Origin of the sequence: Lentzea sp. NPDC020367, from assembly GCF_044387305.1 — a bacterium.
In the GTDB taxonomy this organism is placed as follows: Bacteria; Actinomycetota; Actinomycetes; order Mycobacteriales; family Pseudonocardiaceae; genus Lentzea.
Map to the genome: position 1 here is coordinate 235,669 of NZ_JBIRVV010000010.1, position 19,324 is coordinate 254,992.

The following is a 19,324-nucleotide window of genomic DNA, read 5'->3' on the forward strand; positions in this document are numbered from 1 at the left end:
GAAGGTCCACACCAGCAGCACTTCGCCGGGCCCGGTCGTGATCACGGCGAGCCGCATCAGCGGTGGTGCGGCGAGATCCAGTCCCTCCGCCCTGCCCTCGGCGAGGACACGGGTCAGTTCGGCGTCCTTGCGCTCGTCCGTCCACTCCGTCCAGTCGTCGTAGCGGACCGGCAGCACCACGTCGCGTTCGACGACCTGCAACGGTTCGGCGAAGCCGTCCCACACCACACCGCTGCGCAGCACCGGGGTGCGTTCGACGACCCGTTGCCACGCGGTTCCCATCGCCCGCGGGTCACCGACACCGGTCAGGCGAAGGCGCACCTGGTTGAGGTAGTCACTGGAGCCGACGTCCTCCACCAGGCTGTGGAACAACATCCCGGCCTGCATCGAGGTCAGCGGGTAGACGTCCTCGACCCGGGACCCGTCGCCCGCCAGGAGGTCCACCGCGGTCTGGTCGAGACCTGCCAACGGGAAGTCCGAGGGCGTGCGACCGCCTGCTCCCGGTTCGGCGCAGTGCGCGATGATCTCGCGCAGTGCCTGGATCATCTGCCGCGCCAACGACTCGACCGTCGACTCGCGGTGCACGTTCAGCGAGTAGTACCAGGTGAGTTCCAACGCCCCGTGCTCGACCGCGCCGACCACGTCCAGCAGATGCGGCCTTGGTGCGTCCGGGTCCGCGCTACCGCCCACACCGCCACGAACCTCGCGGAAGAGGCCGGTGGTGTTCCAGTCGAACTGGCCGAGGTAGTTGAAGCTGAGCTGCGGGGACGCCTCGGACACCGACAGCGTGGTGCCGGCGAGATGGCGGAGGGCGCCGTGCCCCAGGCCGCGTCCGGGCACCGACCGCAGCTGCTCCTTGACCGCTTTCAGCGCCGAACCCCAGTCCCCGCCACCGGCGTCGAGCACCACCGGGAACATGCTGGTGAACCACCCGACGGTCCGGGACAGGTCGACGTCGGGAAACAGCTCCTCCCGGCCATGTCCTTCGAGGTCGACGAGCACCTGGTCACGGCCCGTCCACCCGGACAACGTCCTGGCGAGCGCGCTCAGCAGGACGTCGTTGACCTGCGTGCGATAGGCCGCGGGAACGTCCTGCAGCAACGCCCTGGTGTCCTCGGCCTCCAGGCGCACCACGACTTCCCGCATCGACCCGATGGTGTTGGCACCGTGGTCATCGGCGGGCAGCGCCGGATCGGCCGTCACGGTCGCCCAGTGCGCCAGTTCGTCGGAGAACCCGCCGCCGCGCACGTGCTCGGTCAGCCGCGTGGACCAGTCCCGGAACGACGTCGTCTTCGTCGGTAGCGCGAGGTTCCGGTAGGCGGTGTCGAGGTCCTCCAGCAGGATCCGCCACGACACGCCGTCGACCACGAGGTGATGCACCGCGATGAACAGCTGCTGAGTCTCTCCGAGGTCGAACAACACGGCCTTGAGCAGTGGCCCGTGCCGCAGGTCGAAGCTCGCGTGGATCTCGTCGATCACCGGCTGCACGTCGGGCGACTGGTGGACCCGGAGAACGTCGGCGGGATCGACCGGAGCGTTGTGCTGCGTCCACTGGCCGTCGACCTCGTCGAACCGCATCCGCAACGCGTCGTGGTGAGCGATCACCGCGGCCAACGCCTTCGCCAGCGCCGCACGGTCGGTGCCGAGGTCCAGTTCGGCGAGGATCGACTGGTTGAAGTGCTCCGGGTGCGCGGTCTGGGTCTCGAAGAACCAGTGCTGGATCGGCGTCAGAGGCACGTCACCGGTCACCGGGCCCTGGTCGACGGCCTTGAGCACGGTGCCCGCACCCGCGGCGGCCAGCGAGGCCACGGTCGGATGCCGGAACAGGTCGCGGGGCAGCACCGTGAGACCGGCCTGGCGGGCGCGGGAGGCGATCTGGATGCTGAGGATCGAGTCGCCGCCCAGTTCGAAGAAGTTGTCCTCGACGCCCACCTGCGGGACGCGCAGGACCTCGGCGAAGATCCTGGCCAGCTCCAGTTCCTCGGCGTCACGGGGTGCCACGTGGCCGGACGTCGTCAGCGCCGCCCAGTCGACCTCTGGCAGCGCGCGGCGGTCGACCTTGCCGTTGACGTTGAGCGGCAACTTCTCCAGCGGCACGAACACCGAGGGCACCATGTAGTCCGGCAGGGTGCGCGCCAGGAACGCTCGCAACTCGGTGGTGTCCGGGGTTCCGACGACGTAGGCGACGAGCCTCTTGCGACCGGCGCTGTCTGCGGTCGCGACGGTGACGGCCTCGACCACGTCCGCGTGGCCGAGCAGCGCGGCCTCGATCTCGCCGAGCTCGATCCGGAACCCGCGGATCTTCACCTGGTCGTCGGTCCGGCCGACGAACTCCAGTTCACCGTCAACCGTCCAGCGGACGACGTCACCGGTGCGGTACATCCGTTCGCCCGCGGTGCCGAAGCCCGGCACCGCCACGAACCGGTCCGCGGTCAGCCCCGGCTGGTCCAGATACCCGCGGGCGAGTCCGGCACCGGCGATGTACAGCTCCCCCGGCGCACCGATCGGCACCGGCCGCAGCGCACTGTCCAAAACGTACACACGCACGTTGTCCAGCGGACGCCCGATCGGCACGACGTCGGGGACCGCGGCCACACCGACCATGCTTCGCTGGGTGGCGTACGTCGTCGTCTCGGTCGGCCCGTAGACGTCGACGACGACAAGCCCTGGGCAGGCTGCGGCCACGCGCCGCAACGCCGCGGCGGGAACGATCTCCCCGCCCGTCCAGACCTCCTGTGCGCCGGCGAGGCAGTCCGGCGCGTCCTGGGCCACCATCCGGAACAGACCGGAGGTGAGGAACAACCCGGTGACCCCGTGCTCGTCGATCATCCGGCGCAGCACGTCGGCGTCCACCTCGCCCGGAGGTGCCAGGACGGCCCGTCCGCCGTTGAGCAGGGGCACCCACAGTTCGTACGTCGAGGCGTCGAAGGCCAACGGCGAGTGCAGAAGCACGCACTCGTGCCCACCACCGCGGAACCGGCGGTCGCGGGCGAACGAGGTGACGTCGCTCTGGCGGGCCATCACTCCCTTCGGAGTGCCCGTCGAACCCGACGTGTACATCACGTAGGCGAGGTTCTCCGGATCGACGACCACAGCGGGCGGATCAGTCGGCTCCCACACCAGATCGCGATCCACGACAATGCGGTGTCCACTGTGGACTTCCGCCGACTCCCACCGCTGATCGACCAGCAGCACCGGGACGCCGGCCAGCACGGCGCGCATCCGTTCAACGGGAGCCCGCACGTCGACCGGCACGTACGCGCCACCTGCCTTGACGACCGCGAGCTCCGCGACCACGACGTCGAGCGAGCGCTCCATCAGCACACCGACGAGGGTCTCCGCCCGCACGCCCAGCTCGATCAACCGGTGCGCGAGCTCGTTCGCCCGCGAGTCCAGTTCGGCGTAGGTCAGCGATCCGGCGTCCGACGTGACGGCCACCGCCTGCGGAGCGCGGCTCACCTGCTCCGCGAACAGGCTCGACACCGTGGCCGGCGCCAGTTCGTTGGCCGTGCTGTTCCACTCGACGAGCATCTGACGGCGTTCGTCGTCCGTCGTGACGAGCAGCTGGGACACCCGCCGTTCCGCGTCCTCGGCGATGCCGTCCAGCACGAGCACGAGATGGTCGGTCAGGCGGCTGATCGTGGCCGCGTCGAACAGGGCCGGGTCGTAGCCGAGCTCGACCGACAGCTGCCGTCCGGGCGTCACCATGACGCTCAACGGGAAGTTCGTCGTCTCCACCGCGGACAGCTCGCGCAGCCCCAGACCGTGCGCGGCGGCGGCTTCGACGTCGATCGGATAGTTCTCGACCACCACGATGCTGTCGAACAGGGTGGTGCCGCTCTTCTGCAGCCGCGCCAGCGAGACGTGCCCGAACCGCTGGGCCTCTGCCTGGCCGGCCTGCACCTCCCGCAACCACGTCAGCAGGTTCTGCCGGGGGTCGATGCCCAGTCGGGTGGGGATGGTGTTGATGAACATGCCGATCATCGACTCCACCCCGGCCAGCTCGGCCGGGCGGCCGGACACGGTCGTCCCGAACACCACGTCCCGCTGACCGCTGTAGGCGGACAACACCAACGCCCAGGCACCTTGGACGACCGAGCTCAACGTCAGGCCGGCCTGCTGGGTCATCGCACGCAGCCGGTCCGTCCGCTCCGCGGAGAGAGTCGCGGCCACGGTGTCCGACGACTCGGCGTGGTGGGCGTCCAGCGGGGGCCGGTCGTAGGGCAGGGGCGTGGGCGAGTCGAGGTCTCCGACGACGTCCTGCCAGTACTTGTCACTCGCGTTCTGGTCCTGTTCGGACAGCCACCGCAGGTAGTCGCGGAACTGCCAGCGGCTCACCGGTTCGGGAGCGCGGTCTTCGGCGAACGCGGCGTGGGCGGCGAACACGTCCGACAGAACGCCGAAGATGCTCCACCCGTCGAGCAGCACGTGGTGGAACGTCCAGACGACCTGCACCTCGGTGGCGGACAGTCGCGCCAGCGCCAGCCGCATCAAAGGGGCCGTCCGCAGGTCGAGACCCAGTTCTCGGTCCACGGCCAGGAACTCGGCGAGCTGCTGTGCCCGATCAGCGGCGGACAGATCGCTCCAGTCCAAGATGGACACCGGGATCGACGCCTCGCTCCGGACGACCTGCACCGGCTCGTCGACGTCCTCCCAGACGATGCCGCTGCGGCACACCGGGTTCTGGTCGACCGCGTGCTGGAAGGACTGGGCCAAGGTCCGCGAGTCGCGAACACCGTCGAGCACGAACGTCAGCTGCTGGAAGTAGACGCCCTGATCACCCTGCGAAACCCCGTGGAACACCATGCCCCGCTGGGCCGGGGTGAGCGGGTAGACGTCCTCGACCGTGCGCCCGCCACCGGCGAGGAGGTCCACGCCCGCCTGGTCCAGCCGCGCCAGCGGGAAGTCCGAGGGCGTGCGTCCGCCTGCCTCCGGTTCCGCACAATGCGCGACGATCTCCCGCAGCGCCGTGACCAGGTCCTCGGCCAGTACTCGGACCGTGCTCTCGTCCTGCACGTCCTCCGAGTAGAACCAGGTGAACTTGAGCGTTCCTTCCTCGACCATGCCGACGACGTCGAGCGCGTGGGTGCGCCTGGCCGTCGGGTCATCACTCAGCTCAAGTCCACTGTGGAGTCCCTGGTACAGCGCGCTTTCACCGGTCACCCAGTCGGCCTGGCCGAGGTAGTTGAACCGCACAGGCGGGGCGGGTGTGTGCGGCAGCTTGTTCGCGAGGTAACGCAGGGCGCCGTACCCCAGTCCGCGCTGAGGAACCGAACGCAACTGTTCCTTGACCGCCTTCAGCACCGCGCCCCAGTCGCCGGAGGTCGTCTCCAGCACCACCGGGAACATGGTCGTGAACCACCCCACCGTGCGAGAGGTGTCCACTCCGGCAAGGATTTCCTCACGACCGTGGCCTTCCAGATCCACCACGACCCGGTCTCCCAGCGCCCGGCCCAACGCCGCCAGCAGCACGTCGTTGACCTGCGTCCGATAGACCCCGGGAACGTCCTGCAGCACCGCTTTCGTCTCCGCGGCGGTCAACGCCACCGAGACCGACCGCGTCGACGCGACGCTGCCCGGGTCGGTCTCCGCGGTCGGGGTGACCGAGTCCCAGTACGTCAGCTCGTCGTCGAACCCGCCGCTGAGCGCGTGCTCGGTGAGTTTGCGCGACCAGTCCCGGAACGACGTGGTCTTCGGGCTCAGGGCCACGTTCCGGTAGGCGGCGTCGATGTCCTCCAGCAGGATCCGCCAGGACACGCCGTCGACCACCAGGTGGTGCACGGCCAGCGACAGCACCGGCCGTTCGCCCCCGACCATCAGCACCGCCCTGAGCAGCGGCCCGTGACCGAGGTCGAAGGTCACCTCGCCGTCGGACAGGTTCCTCACTTCGAGAACGTCCGCGGGCTCGACAGGCGCGTTGTGCTGCGTCCATTGGCCGTCCACGATCTCGAACCGCATGCGCAGGGCGTCGTGGTGGGCGATCACCGTGTTCAACGCGCCGCGGAGTGCGTCCTGATCGACGTCGCCGGCCAGTTCCACCGCGAGCGACTGGCCGAAGTGCCGCGGGTCCGTGCGGGAGTCGAACAGCCAGCGCTGAATCGGCGTCAGGGGCACCAGACCCGTTACGGGACCCTGGTCAAGCACTTCAGATGGCGCCGCCATCACGTGCGGAGCGAGGGACGCGACGGTCTGATGGAGGAACAGGTCCCTCGACATCACCGTCAGACCCGCCTGGCGTGCCAGGGACACGACCTGGATGCTCAGGATCGAGTCACCGCCCAGGCCGAAGAAGTTGTCCTGGACGCCGACCTGCTCCAGGCCGAGCACGTCGGCCCAGATCCCGACGAGCACGCGTTCGACGTGTGTTCTGGGCTCCACGTAGCCGGTGCGACCGGCGCCGAAGTCCGGTTCAGGCAGGGCGGCGCGGTCGAGCTTGCCGCTGGAGTTGAGCGGAAACGCGTCGAGAGCGACGAACGCCGACGGAACCATGTAGTCCGGCAACGTCCGGCCAAGGAGATCTCGCAGTTCGGCGACGTCGACCGCCGCCGCGACGACGTAGGCGACGAGCCGTTTGTGGCCGGACTCCTCCTGCCGGACGACCACGACCACGTCGTCGATGTCGTCGTGCTGCCTCAGCGCGGCCTCGACCTCGCCGAGCTCGATCCGGAACCCGCGGATCTTCACCTGGTGGTCGGCCCGGCCGAGGTACTCCAGTTCGCCCGCTCGGTTCCACCGCACGACGTCCCCGGTGCGGTACAGCCGGACACCCGGCTCGCCGAACGGGTCCGCGATGAAGCGGTCCGCCGTCAGACCCGGCCGGTTGAGGTAGCCGCGGGCGAGGCCACGGCCGCCCAGGTGGAGTTCGCCGGGAACGCCGATCGGGGCAGGTCGCAGCGACGGGTCGAGCACGTAGGCGGTGGTGTTGGCGATGGGGCGGCCGATCGGCGGTGCCTGCCGCTGGTCGCCGCCGTCGGAGTACCAGGCCGCCGCGTAGACCGTCGCCTCGGTGGGGCCGTAGATGTTGGCGATCCTGCTGCCGGGCAACGCGGTGCGGATGTCCTGGACCAGTGCCGCCGGCAGCGCCTCACCCGCGAGGACGACCGTGTCCGCGTTGAGGGGTAATCGGTCCTGAGCGAGCAGCTGGGCGAACGCCGACGGAACTCCGCCGATCAGGCTGACCTGCCCGGTCACCGCGCCCTCGCCGAGCGCCAGCAGGTCGCGCACGATCTCGACGGTGCCGCCGACGGCCAGCGGACCGAAGATCTCGAACACGGACACGTCGAAGGTAAGCGAGGTCGACGCCACGACCCGGGCCAGGCCGGTCGCGCCGAACTCGGCCGCCGCCCAGGCCACCAGGTCGACCATGCTCCGGTGGGAGACCACGACTCCCTTGGGGCGGCCGGTCGAGCCGGACGTGTAGATCACGTACGCCGGACTGTCCACGAGCAGACCGCCGGCCGGATCGTCTGCCGGGCTCGCGGCGAGTTCTTCGACGGCAGCGGGTTCGTCGAGGACCAGCCGGGTCACGTTCTCGTGGTCGGGGATCCGGTCGGCGACACCGGTCGTCGTCAGGACCAGCGCGGGCCTGGCGTCGTCGAGGATCAGGGAGATCCGTTCGGCCGGGTAGCCGGGGTCGATCGGCAGGTAGGCGGCGCCGGACTTCAGCACGGCCATGGCCGCCACGACCAGGTCGGCGGACCGGGGCATCGCCAGCACGACGGACCGCTCGGGTCCCGCGCCCGCGCTGATCAGCAGGTGTGCCAACCGGTTGGCCCGCTCGTTCAGTTCCACATAGGACAGCCGGACGTCGTCGCAGACCAGGGCCGTGGCCTCCGGTGTCCGTGCCACCTGCGCCTCGAACAACGCGGGCATCGTCGTCGGGGGAACGTCCTGCGCGGTGTCGTTCCACGCCACGACGACCTGCTGCCGTTCGGCGTCGGTGAGCAGGGGCAGTTGCGCCAGCGTGCTGTCCGGCTGGGAGGCGATTCCGTTCAGCAGCACCACGAGGTGCTCGGTCATCCGTTCCACGGTGGCCGCGTCGAACAGGTCGGTGTTGTACTCGATCGCGACGTCCGTGCCGCGGGAGCCGCGCGGCCAGAACTCGACCACGAGGTCGAACCTGGCGGACGGTCGCGGCAGATCCTGCTCGGTGATCCGCAGGCCGCCGATCTCGTGCGGCCGGACCACGGCGTTCTGCAGGACGACCAGGGCCTGCACGAGCGGTGTCCGGCTGGGGTCGCGTTCGGGTGCCAGTTCCTCGACGACGCTGTCGAAGGGAACCTCCCCGTGGGCGAACGCCTCCAGCACGGTCTCCCGGACCTCGCGGAGGAACTCGGTGAACGGCCGGGCGGGCTCGACCCGCGAACGCAGCACGAGGGTGTTGACGAAGAAGCCGACGAGTCTTTCCAGCTCGGCTCTCTCACGGCCGGCGACGACGGTTCCCACCGCGATGTCCTGCTGGCCGGCATGGCGCGAGAACAACACCTGCACGGCCGCGGTGAGCGTCATGAACACGGTGGCGCCGTGCTCACGTCCCACTGCCGCCAGTCCGTCGATCAGCTCCGCTGGCAAGGACGCGCGGTGAATCGCGCCAGAGCTCGTGCGCAGGTGCGGACGAGGCCGGTCGGTGGGCAGTTCCAGCGGCTGGACACCGGCGAGCTTCCGCTTCCAGTAGTCGAGTTGCCCGGCTGCGGCCGGGGTGGACAGCTGCGAGCGCTGCCACACCGCGAAGTCCGGGTACTGGATCGGCAGTTCCGGCAGGTCCGCACCCGCGTAGAGCTTGCCCAGCTCGTCCACCAGCAGGCCGACCGACCAGCCGTCGGTGACGATGTGGTGCTGGCTGAGCATCAGGACGTGGTCGTCATCGGCGATCCGCACCAGCACCGCACGGGTCAGCGGGCCCTGCCGGAGGTCGAACGGCAGCGACAGTTCCTCCGCCAGAACCTGATCCAGATCCATTGTGGACAGTTCGACCACGCGCAACGGAAGGTCGGCCTCCGCGGCCACGACCTGGACCCCACGGCCGTCCACCGTGTGAACCGTTGTCCGCAACGACTCGTGCCGGGCGCTCAGAGCCGTCAACGCGGCCCGCAGCGCGTCGACGTCCAGCGACCCGGACAGGCGCAGCCCGACCCCGGTGTTGTACTCCGTCCCTCCCCCGGTCAGGTTGTCGAGGAACCACAACCGTTGCTGCGCGGAGGAAAGAGGTAACGCCTGATCCCTGAGAGCAGGCGTTACCTCCGTCTGTGCGGACTCCGGCCGGTCCGGCAGCAACTCGGCGAGTTCCGCGACCGTGCCGGCGTCGAACACCGCACGCGCGGACAGCCCGATCCCGAACGCGGCGCGGACTCGTGCCAGCACCTGAGCGCCGAGGATCGAGTCACCACCGAGTGCGAAGAAGTCGTCCTCGACCCCGACGCTGCGCACGCCCAGAACTTCTGCCCAGATACCGGCCAGAATCCGTTCGTTGTCAGTCCGCGGCTCCACGGACCCCACCGCCGTGTCCAATGGCTCGGGCAACGCGCCACGATCCAGTTTGCCGTTGGGGCTCAACGGCAAACGTTCCAGGAGCACGAACACCGCCGGAACCATGTAGTCCGGCAGGCTTTCGGCGACCACGGCCCGCAGCTCGCCCGTCAACGCCTCGTCGGCGTTCGACGTGGCGACGTACGCCACCAGCCGCTTGCCACCCGACAGCTGTTCCTGTGCCACGACAACAACATCGTCAACGTCCGCGTGGCCTCGCAGCACCGTCTCGATCTCACCGGGCTCGATCCGGAACCCGCGCACCTTCACCTGGTGGTCCATCCGGCCGATGAACTCCAGGTCCCCCGCCGGATTCCACCGAACCCGGTCTCCGGTCCGGTACATCCTGGAGCCCGCAGGCCCGAACGGGCACGCCACGAAGCGCTCCGCTGTGAGGCCCGCACGCCCCAGGTACCCACGCGCCAGCCCGGCACCGGCCACGTACAACTCTCCCGCGACGCCCACGGGCACCGGACGCAACCCGTCGTCCAGCACGAACACCCTGGTGTTCCGGATCGGTCTGCCGATCGGGGGAACCTCCCCGGCCGTCAACGGCTCGCTCCACGTCGAGACCACCGTGGACTCGGTCGGCCCGTACGAGTTGATCAGCCGCCGGCCCGGCGCCCAGCGCGCCACCAGCTCCGCCGAGCACGCGTCCCCGCCCACCGTCAGCATCCGCAGGCCAGGCAGGTCCACGCCCTCGGGCACCGTCGCCAGCGCGACCGGCGGGATCAACGCGTGCGTCACACCCCGAGACGCCACGACGTCCGCCAACGCCTCCCCCAGCAACGGCCCTGGCGGAGGGATCACCAGCGCCGCACCCGCCGGCAACGACATGCACAGTTCGAGCACCGACGCGTCGAAGCTCGGCGACGAGAACTGCAACACCCGATCACCGGCATCGACCTGGTAGTGCTCGATCTCGGCCGCCGAGAAGCTCGCCAGTCCGGCGTGCGACACGACGACGCCCTTAGGACGTCCCGTCGAACCGGACGTGTAGATCACGTACGCCGCGGTCGCCAAATTCAGCGGGGACAAGCGATCCGGCCGGTGACCGACACCGTCCTCGATGGACAGTTCATCGATCAGCAATACATCGGAATCAGGCACCACATCGGCGAACTCCGTCGTCGTCACGACCAGCACCGGCTGCGAGTCCGACAGCATGAACGAAATCCGTTCGGCCGGATAGGCGGGATCGACCGGCAGGTACGCCCCGCCCGCCTTCGCCACCGCCAGCTGCGCGACAACGATGTCGACAGACCGCGGCAACACCAGCGCCACGATCCCCTCCGGCCCCACACCGCGCCCGATCAACACGTGCGCGAGCCGGTTCGCCCGCTCGTCCAACTCGGCGAAGCTCAACGTCCCGCCGTCGAACACCACGGCGGTTGCTTCCGGCGAGCGGTCGACCTGTGCCTCGACCAGCTCCGCCAGCGTCAGTCCCGGAAGGTCGATCTCTCCCAGCGGCACGGACGGATCCCCGGTGAGCACGAGGCCGAGATGCTCGGCGAACCGTTCAGCCACAACCGGATCCACGCCATCTCGCTGAAATTCGACCACGCTCGACACACCACCCTCGTGCTCGACCTGGCACACCACCAGATCGGCTAGTTGAAGTCCCGACAACGACGGCGTGTCGGCGAAGCGATCCGCCACGACCACCGTCGGCCATGAGTCGTTCAGGTTCGTTCGTGCGCCGAACCGCCCACCTGGGCCAAAAAGCCTGCGAGCGGGCCCGCATCATCCACTGTGGACTGCGGCGTCGCTACCGTCGTGGAGAGTGGCGCGGCCGCTGGGAATGTGCGCACTGAGCGTCTCCGGCACGATGTACAACGACGGTTCGTCGACTTCGTTACGGTGCGCGGAAAACAGCACCACATGTTCGTTCTCGTTCACCGAGAAACTCACGGTCTCATGCGGCATCGTGTCGTGGGCCATGGGGGATGTCGAACCTTCCGGGCGCGTCGAACCGACCGGCGCCCGTCAGAGGACGTCGGGAACTCAGTGCACAAGGTTGTTCTGTGTCAAGGTTTACGGCGACCGGCGACACGACCGCCGGTCTGGATCCCGCTCACCTGTCCCGTCGACGAATCGCCCAGGAAGCGACCACCGAGAATCCGGCGACCGGAGGCAGGCTCACGGACGGAGAAGAGCCAGCCCTCGTGCAGCGCGAGGTCCTGGTACCTCTCTCCGTTGACCGCGAGGGAGGCCGTGTCACCATCCGGCCCGTCCACCACGTACTCCACGTCTCCATTCCGGTAACTGCCGAACATGTTGCCAGGTAATGGAATTTGCTCGTTCAACTCTGGCAGGGCGTAGTCCCCCACGGGTATGTCCCTCGACCGCAGCTCGTAAACCAACTCGTCCCACAACGCCGAGCCGGTGCCGGAATTCGTGGTGAGGGCGACTACGCGGTCGTGCGCCGGATCGACTCGAAGGCGGCAGGACGTGCCGTCGGCGTTGCCGTCGTGACCGGCCCAGTCGCCGTCCGCACCCCGGAAGACGGCCCAGCCCAGCCCCCACCCGTCGGCGAGACCGAACGCTTCGGCACCGGCGACAGGGCGTCGCATGTCCTGACACACATCGGGATCCAGCGGTGCGGAGCCGGCGAGATGCGCGAGCCCGAACCGGACCAGGTCCTTGGCGCTCAACGCGAGCGCACCACAGGCGGCCTCGACCGCTCGGATCGTCTGGGCGACCGCGACGGCCCTGCCGGTCGTCTCGTTCACGGCGTGCCCCGGCACGAAGGAGTCGCGCGCACCCGGCCGCACCGTGAACGACGGTTCCACGCCGAGCGGCTTGAGCAGGAGCGCCTCGACCGCGTCCCACCAGCTCATCCCGGTGATCTCCTCGACCATTCGGCCGATCAGCACGTAGCCCACGTTGGAATAGGTGAATCCCGAGCCGGGAGGCTGGACGAGAGTGAGCTCGCGGCAGTCGCGCAGGTACTGGCGCGCCGAGGAGGCGGCGTCGGACCGTTCGTCCAGACTCGACGGCAACCCGCTGGTGTGACTGAGGATCTGACGCAGAGTCAGTCGGCCACCGAGGCTGTCCACTTCGGTGCCCAGTTCGGGAAGGTGTGTGCCGACGTGGTCGTCCAGATCGAGGTCACCATCGGCCACCAGGAGCATCGCGAGCGACGCCGTGACCGTCTTGGTGATCGACCCCACCGGGAACTTGGCGTCGGAGTCGACGTCGCCGGCGGTCACGTCGATCGCCCGGCCGTCTCCGTGGAGGGAGAGCTGGGCGGCGGGAACACCGTGGCGTCGCGCGAGATCGGCGAACATCTTCCCGAGCTGCGCGGTGTCGGTGCCGGGCATGAAGGCGAGTCCTCCCGATGCTTGCGCTACCGGGGTCCAGGGCAACACCGCGACGTTACGTCTCCCGCACACCGGCGAGTACCGCCGGATACCGCAGCATCCGCCATTCGGCCGTGCGCCGAGTCACGCCGAAAACCGCGTCCACGCAGTCTGCGTGGGACAGTGGTCCTCTCGGACGTTCTCGCACGTGGTCCGGTGGGTGCCACGACGTCAAGGGGTCCGTTCTAGGCTGGACGGATGAAGGTTCTGTCCATCCAGTCGGTCGTCGCCCACGGCCACGTCGGCAACTCCGCCGCCGTGTTCCCGCTGCAGCGCCTCGGGGTCGAGGTCGTCCCGATCCCCACCGTGAACTTCTCCAACCACACCGGGTACGGCGCGTGGCGCGGTCCGCTCCTGCCGCCGTCGGACGTGGCCGAGATCCTGCTCGGGGTGGAGGAACGCGGGGTGTTCCCGCAGGTCGACGCCGTGCTGTCCGGCTACCAGGGCGGCACGGGCATCGCCGATGTGATCATCGACGCGGTGCGCAGGGTGAAGGCGGCGAACCCGGCGGCGCTCTACGCGTGCGACCCGGTGATGGGCAACGCCAAGTCCGGCTGCTTCGTCGCGCCCGAGATCCCCGTGCTGCTGCGCGACAGGGTCGTGCCGGCGGCCGACATCATCACCCCGAACCAGTTCGAGCTGGGCTTCCTCACCGGCACCGAGCCGGCGAGCGTCGAGGAGACGCTGGCGTCGGCCGACCTGGCCCGCGCGATGGGCCCGTCGACCGTGCTGGTCACGAGCGTCGAGCGGCCCGACCGGGAGGAGGGCACGATCGAGATGCTCGTCGTGGACACCGCCGGGTCGTGGCTGGTGAGCACCCCGCACCTGCCGTTCAAGGCGAACGGGTCCGGCGACGTCACGGCCGCGCTGTTCACCGCCCACTACGTCCAGACCAAGGACGCGGCGCTGGCGCTGGAGCGCACCGCGTCGAGCGTCTTCGACCTGATCGACCTGACCTACCGCTCCGGTGAGCGCGAACTGCGGCTGGTGCAGGCCCAGGAGTACTACGCGACGCCGCGGATGCAGTTCAAGGCCGAACAGGTGCGCTGAGCCCGAGTCGCGCCACCCCCGCGCAGGTCGGTGCCGAGTCACGGGACCGGCAGCGCCGGGGTGGCGGGCCGGACGGCGCAGCCGCTCCCGCGTCCCCCGCCCAACTCAACGCCAAGCCCGAGCCCGATCTCCCGTAGAACGTCGACTGTTCCGGTGACCTCGCGGCCGACGCCGGCGCGTCTCCGCGGGTGGTGACGACATAGGAGGTCAGCGGGCCCATGCCGGCAGGAACGTCCAGGGGCGTGCCCAGATCTGCTTGTGCGCGCCTCCACCTCACTTGTCGGCCTGCCCGGGGTGGTGGTAGGGGTCCTCGAACGGGACTCCTTGCCGCCACAGGTCGCACAGCGCCTTGTTGACCGTCACCTCGTCCGCCGGTGTTGCCGGCAGAGGGAGGTGGAGCGATCCGATCAGGTCGAACCGGTGCAGGTCGAACGCGGCCCGCACGGCCTCCGCGTAGCTCTCCGCTGCTCGCCGTGCGCCCGAGTAGGCGAGCACTCCGATCGCGGCAGGCGCCAGGGTCAGCAGCAGCCACGGTCCGGAACGGAGGAGCAGCGCCGCCGAGACCGCGGCCACGAAAGCGCCGGTGACCGCGGTCCGGGCGCTGGAGTCCAGGACGTCGCGGCGATCGTCGACGATCGCTCGCATGCGGTCGCCGAGCACGACGTAGAGCCTTGGCCACGCGACCACCGCGTCGAACCCGTACACGCGCCCTGCTGTGTCCTCCATGGCGGTCAGGGCGTTGCCGAGTGCTGTGGCGCGGACGAGGTGGTCGTCGTGCGGGAACCGTCGCGACAGCAGCTCCCCGGCCTCTGCGGCGCGCAACACCGCCTCGGGGGCGGGCTGTGTGCCTTCGTCGAACTCGGCGGGCTCGGCGAGTGCCTGGAGCCGCTTCTTGCGACGCAGCTGCCACCACCGGCCCGCGGCTCGCGGCCATCTCGGCCATCGGCCTTCCAGCAGCCGGACCGCGGCGAGCTGCACAGGAGTGAGCAGGAGGGAGACCAGCACGACGGCGAGGACGATCAGCAGCACCTGGCCCGCACCGAGCTTGGCGGTGGTGGCCCAGGCGGTGCCGAAATCGATCCGGTTACCAGGCGCACCGGCCCACACCAACGTCAGCAGGAACCACGTGCCCGCGAACGTGGGGAGGAAGCTCACCACGAAGAACCGCAGCGAAAGAATGTCGAGCGAGGACTTGGCGACGTCGGCCGGGCTCATCGGACCAGCCGCATCGGGCCGTGACAGACCGGGACGGCCCGCTCGTCGTAGAAGATCCGGTGCACGGTGCGGTCGCAGACGCCGCATTCGAAGCGGATGAGCCGGAACGCGGTCGACTGCCCCGGCTGGGCCGCGCGGTCGCCGTCGCTGAACGTGCGTCTGCCGGAGAAGAACTCGGCTTCGAGGAAGGCACGCGACGTCGCGCCGATCAGTCGTCCCTCGACCACTACGACGATCCCACCCAGGTGGCCGTCCGTCAGCAGCAGTGCTTCCAGCGCCGCAGCTGCGGCCGTCACCGGAGTTCCCTCGCGCAGGTCGACCGTCACCCAGGACGGGTCCGGCGTCAGTTCGGGGTCGACCAGCAGGTCGTATCCCAGGGGGAGGTCCACTGCGAGCTCCTTCGGAGTCAGGGGCCGACGTGCACGTAGCAGGCCCACACTTCAGGACGGCGCGGTAGTCGCCGGTGCAGTTCCCGGGTGGCCCGGTGCACCGCGAGAGCGGCGGCGTCGACGCCTTCCGGCCGCACCAGGGTCGCGTAGACGGCATCGGCGACGGCGGGCGACTGCCCGTCGTCGGCCGACCACAGGGTTCCGATCACGTGGCGGTAGCCGGCCGCCGACAGCCCGGAGGCCAGGCTGATCGACTCGTCGATCAGCGCGATCCCGCCGACCGCGGTGTCGCACGCCGACAGGAAGGCGAGCTCCGCCTGCGTGAGCCGCAACGCGACCAGGTCTCGCACGGTCAGCGGGCGGTCCCAGAGCCTGATCTGCCCGTTGGCCGGCTCGGTGATGTCCTGGTGGCCGTGGCAGCAGAAGTGCGCCCACCGATGAGCTTCCAGCAGCTGCGTGACAGCGTCGCGGCTCGCTTCCTCGCCACGGAGCACCGTCGGTGTCGTCAGAGGTGCCAGCCTGCTGCTCAGCACGCGCAGCTCGTCGTCCACCGACGGCAAGGGCGCCTGTCCCGGCGTCTCGGGCAGGCCGATCGCGAGCACCGACGGGACGGCGTCCGACACCGGGCGGGCGCGTGCCGAGGTCAGGATCGACAGCGTTGGTGTGTACGAGGACACCACTCGGTCGAAGACTCGGTCGGAGTCGCGGCCCGCGGCGTGGATCGGCTGGAACGACAGCGGCCCGACGAGGCACCACCACACGCGTGGAGCGGCCTCGTCCTCGTGGAGCTCCCCTTCGAACCCCAGATGGGTCAGGACCGGCTCCGCGATCCTGTCCCACAGCTCGGCCAGCAGCGAACGGAGGTTGCTGCGCGCTGCCACGCGGGAGGCCAGTCCGGTGCCCGTCAGATCGGTGATCACCGACAGGAGCACGTTGCACATGCGCAGCGCGTCGTCGAGATCGAGCGGCAACGGCATAACGTCGACTCCCGCCGTGGTCACGATCAGGGCGTCACAGCGCAGCCTGCTGGTGTTGACCAGCACCACCGGTCCCCCGGCCGCGGCCTGGGTCAGGTCGGCGAACGGCATGGGCAGCAGGAAATGTTCGAAGCCGGGGAGACCGCGGATCTGGTGGAGCAGTTCCTCCCACTCCGTCACCAGCCTCGTGTGCGCGTCACGCCGTCGCCTGGTCGAGGTGGGATCGAGGTCGGCCACGTCGGCGTCGGCCGCGGCGAGCCGGGCGCGCAGGCCGGTGAACCGCTCGGCGAGATCCGGAACGTGCGCGAGCAGTGCGGAGAGGTCCTGCTGCGACCGGAGTGCGTCCGCCCACAACACCGAGCGCCCGTGGTCGAGCAGTTCCACGGCCCGTCGCGGCCGTCCCACCTGCAACGCACAGGCGGCGGCGTCGGCCGCGACCCCTGTCCAGTCGGCGATCAGGTTCTCCCTGGTGGTCCGGTTGAGCCGGCGGCCGGTCAGATCGGGCAGCAGCGCGACCGCCGCGGTGAACCCCTCCAGTGCCTCCGCGTGGTCGTCGCGGGTCATCGCCAGCATGCTCCAGAACCGGGCGGCACCAGCACGTACCTCCGGCCGGGCGAGCGGGTGGGACGCCGCTGCCCGGTAGGCGTCGATCGCGGCTTCGGCGTCGGCGGGGTCGTCCGACACCGCGAAGCGATGTTGCCGGGCCGCGCCGAGGAGCACCAGGGTGGCCGCGCGTGCGGGATCGTCCGGCGGCGTCAGGTCCAGTGCCTGCTGGTGCGCGTCCACTGCCCGGTCGAGGTTCGTGAGCCGCCCGTCGGACGTGCTCGCCGTGATGAGCCCGAGCAGGTTCAGCACCTCGGCGCTGCCCTCGGACCGCGGCGCCTCGGCCAGTGCGCTGAGGCACAAGCGTTCCGCCTCCGCCAGGTCCTCCCGGTCTCCGTCCAGCTCGTCCCTTCCACCGGCGAGCACGAACGCGAGGTTGAGCGCGATCTTGCCTCTGGACACGTTCGCCTCGCCGATGGTGGCGATCGCCTCCCGTGCCAGCCTGATGGCTTCCTGCCGGTCCGCGGGGTTCTTGCGGGCGGTGAAGAGTTTCATCAGAACGTCGCTGAGGTTCGCCAGCAGGATCGGACGATCGGGAACGTCCGGTCCCATCGCCGCGATCGCCCGGCGCGCCGCCTCGGCCGCCTCGGCCAGGTCCGCCGGTTCACCCGTGTGGCGATAGCGCAGCAGCAATGCCTGCCGGAACGTGTCGACGCAGGCAGCGTGGCCCGCCGTCCCGCGCTCCGAGCTCTCCACCGCGGCACGTGCCTCCAGCACGGCGTCGTCCAGATCGGCCACGCGTCCCATGCGGGAGAACCGCCGCAACAGCGAGGCGGCCAGTCCGGTCCGCATGGCGTCGCGCGCCCAGTAGTCGTCCGGCATGATCCGCACAGCGCGCCGGTGGTGCTCGACGGCCCGGTCGATCAGGTCGATGTCGCCCGTGAGCTCGAACCGCAGTGCCGTGACGGTCGCCAGCAGGTGCAGCGCTCTCGTCTCCTCGGTGTGGCCGGGTGGGGTGAGGGAGACCGCGGCCTCGGCGCACTCGGTGGCCTCGACCAGGTCGCTCTCGACCCCGAAGTGCACGTAGCAGGTCGACAACGCGGTTCCCAGCGACCACAGGCGAGCAGACCGCGTGCCGGGGAGGGCGTCGTCCCCGGTGTCACGGAGGGCGGCGCGACCGGCGGTGACCGCCTCCCGGAGATCGGCGGCGTCACCGCTGTGCTCGAACCTGATCCTCAGTGCGAGACACAGGTCGCTCCACTGCATCCCCGCCGTGCCGTGGTCCGCCGTGGCGGCCTGAGCGGCCGTTCGCAGCAGTGCGACCGCCGCGTCCAGGTCGGCCACGTTCCCCGTTCCCTCGAACCGGCTGCGCAACGCCACCGCCAGGACGTTCAACCGGGTGCCGCGGCGGGGATCGTCCGGCGACGTCGCCTCGACCGACGCCCTGCCCTCGTTCACCGCCTCCTCGACGTGTTCCGGCCGTCCAGTGCGGTCGAAGAGCATGCGGGCACAGTTGCTCAGTCCCACCCGCATCTCCGGCAGGTCTTCGGCATCCGCCGCGGCGACCGACTCGCGGAACATCCGCAGCGCGTGCTCACCGTCTTCGCCGAGCCCCGAGTTGTGGTAGCGCGTGAGCCACGCGCTACCCACGTCGTTCAGAGATCCCGCCCGCAACGGATGCCAGGGCGGCAGCATCTCGACGGCCTCGAGGAGAACGCCAATGGCTCGGTCGATCAGGACCAGGTCACCTCGCCGGGCGCCCTCGTCCGCCATCCTCCTGCCGGTGACGGTCAACGTCCGCACGCGCTGGTCGAGCACCAGCTCGCCCGCTTCGTCGAGCCGTTTGCGCGCCAACGGGTGCAGCCACTGCGGCGCGATGTCGTGCACCATCGCGAACAGCTTCAGCATCGTGTGGAGGTCGCGACCGGCCAGTTCGATCGGCGCGGACTCGTACCGGGCCCAGTGCAACATCCCCACCCACATCAGGGCTTCCGGGTCACGCACGAGGATCCCCTGGTCCGCGTAGCCGGGACCCAGCAGCCGCACCGCCTCGGCGACGGCCTCGGGCGCGAGCACCGAAGTGCCGTCCTGGGACCGGGCGAACGCCATGAACCGGTCCTGGATCGCCTTCAGGTACTTCTCGCGCATGGACGGGTAGTCGGCTTCCGAACCGATGTCGTTAGCCCCTCCCCTTCCTCGCCCGGTCAGCGGGCTCGTGCCGGGAGGAACGTGCGGACGTCGACGCGGGCGAGCCGGCGCGGGA

The 19,324-nt window shown here is 69.8% G+C and carries 7 protein-coding genes (1 of these 7 cut by a window edge); 1 reads left to right on the forward strand and 6 read right to left on the reverse strand.

Going from position 1 to position 19,324, the window contains the following annotated elements:
- The 3 genes from ACH413_RS34585 to ACH413_RS34595 all read right to left on the reverse strand — a co-directional run.
- Nucleotides 1-11,064 carry the 5' portion of a non-ribosomal peptide synthase/polyketide synthase gene (locus ACH413_RS34585; protein ID WP_360045646.1) on the reverse strand. The gene continues 7,188 nt to the left of window position 1, outside the view, so only the first 11,064 of its 18,252 coding nucleotides appear in the window; its start codon is at nucleotides 11,062-11,064; the stop codon falls past the left edge of the window.
- 204 nt (nucleotides 11,065-11,268) lie between these two features.
- Complete coding sequence (locus tag ACH413_RS34590; protein ID WP_360045644.1) at nucleotides 11,269-11,466, reverse strand: hypothetical protein; 198 nt, start codon at nucleotides 11,464-11,466, stop codon at nucleotides 11,269-11,271.
- 86 nt (nucleotides 11,467-11,552) lie between these two features.
- Nucleotides 11,553-12,848: a serine hydrolase domain-containing protein gene (locus ACH413_RS34595; protein WP_360045642.1), complete on the reverse strand. Its 1,296-nt coding sequence runs from the start codon at nucleotides 12,846-12,848 to the stop codon at nucleotides 11,553-11,555.
- Between the two features lie 237 nt (nucleotides 12,849-13,085).
- Between ACH413_RS34595 and pdxY the strand changes: the two genes are divergently transcribed.
- Nucleotides 13,086-13,937, forward strand: coding sequence for a pyridoxal kinase PdxY (pdxY, locus tag ACH413_RS34600; RefSeq protein WP_360045640.1), 852 nt, complete (start codon nucleotides 13,086-13,088; stop codon nucleotides 13,935-13,937).
- 273 nt (nucleotides 13,938-14,210) lie between these two features.
- Here the strand turns inward: pdxY and ACH413_RS34605 are convergent, their stop codons facing one another.
- Genes ACH413_RS34605 through ACH413_RS34615 form a run of 3 tightly spaced genes read right to left on the reverse strand, consistent with a single transcriptional unit; the run spans nucleotide 14,211 to nucleotide 19,209 of the window.
- Nucleotides 14,211-15,152 (reverse strand): hypothetical protein, encoded by a 942-nt coding sequence (locus tag ACH413_RS34605; RefSeq protein WP_360045638.1) that lies wholly within the window; start codon nucleotides 15,150-15,152, stop codon nucleotides 14,211-14,213.
- A complete protein-coding gene (locus ACH413_RS34610; RefSeq protein ID WP_360045636.1) occupies nucleotides 15,149-15,541 on the reverse strand; it encodes a hypothetical protein in 393 nt (130 codons plus the stop codon). Before ACH413_RS34610 ends, ACH413_RS34605 begins: the two co-directional genes overlap by 4 nt.
- Nucleotides 15,542-15,558: 17 nt before the next feature.
- Complete coding sequence (locus ACH413_RS34615) at nucleotides 15,559-19,209, reverse strand: CHAT domain-containing protein (protein WP_360045634.1); 3,651 nt, start codon at nucleotides 19,207-19,209, stop codon at nucleotides 15,559-15,561.
- Between the last annotated feature and the right edge of the window lie 115 nt (nucleotides 19,210-19,324).

What these genes read in the sequence shown, in the direction of transcription:
- ACH413_RS34590 (WP_360045644.1), bottom strand. Translation starts at nt 11,466, where the DNA reads ATGGCCCACGACACGATGCCGCATGAGACCGTGAGTTTCTCGGTGAAC.
- ACH413_RS34595 (WP_360045642.1), bottom strand. Translation starts at nt 12,848, where the DNA reads ATGCCCGGCACCGACACCGCGCAGCTCGGGAAGATGTTCGCCGATCTC.
- pdxY (WP_360045640.1), top strand. Translation starts at nt 13,086, where the DNA reads ATGAAGGTTCTGTCCATCCAGTCGGTCGTCGCCCACGGCCACGTCGGC.
- ACH413_RS34605 (WP_360045638.1), bottom strand. Translation starts at nt 15,152, where the DNA reads ATGAGCCCGGCCGACGTCGCCAAGTCCTCGCTCGACATTCTTTCGCTG.
- ACH413_RS34615 (WP_360045634.1), bottom strand. Translation starts at nt 19,209, where the DNA reads ATGCGCGAGAAGTACCTGAAGGCGATCCAGGACCGGTTCATGGCGTTC.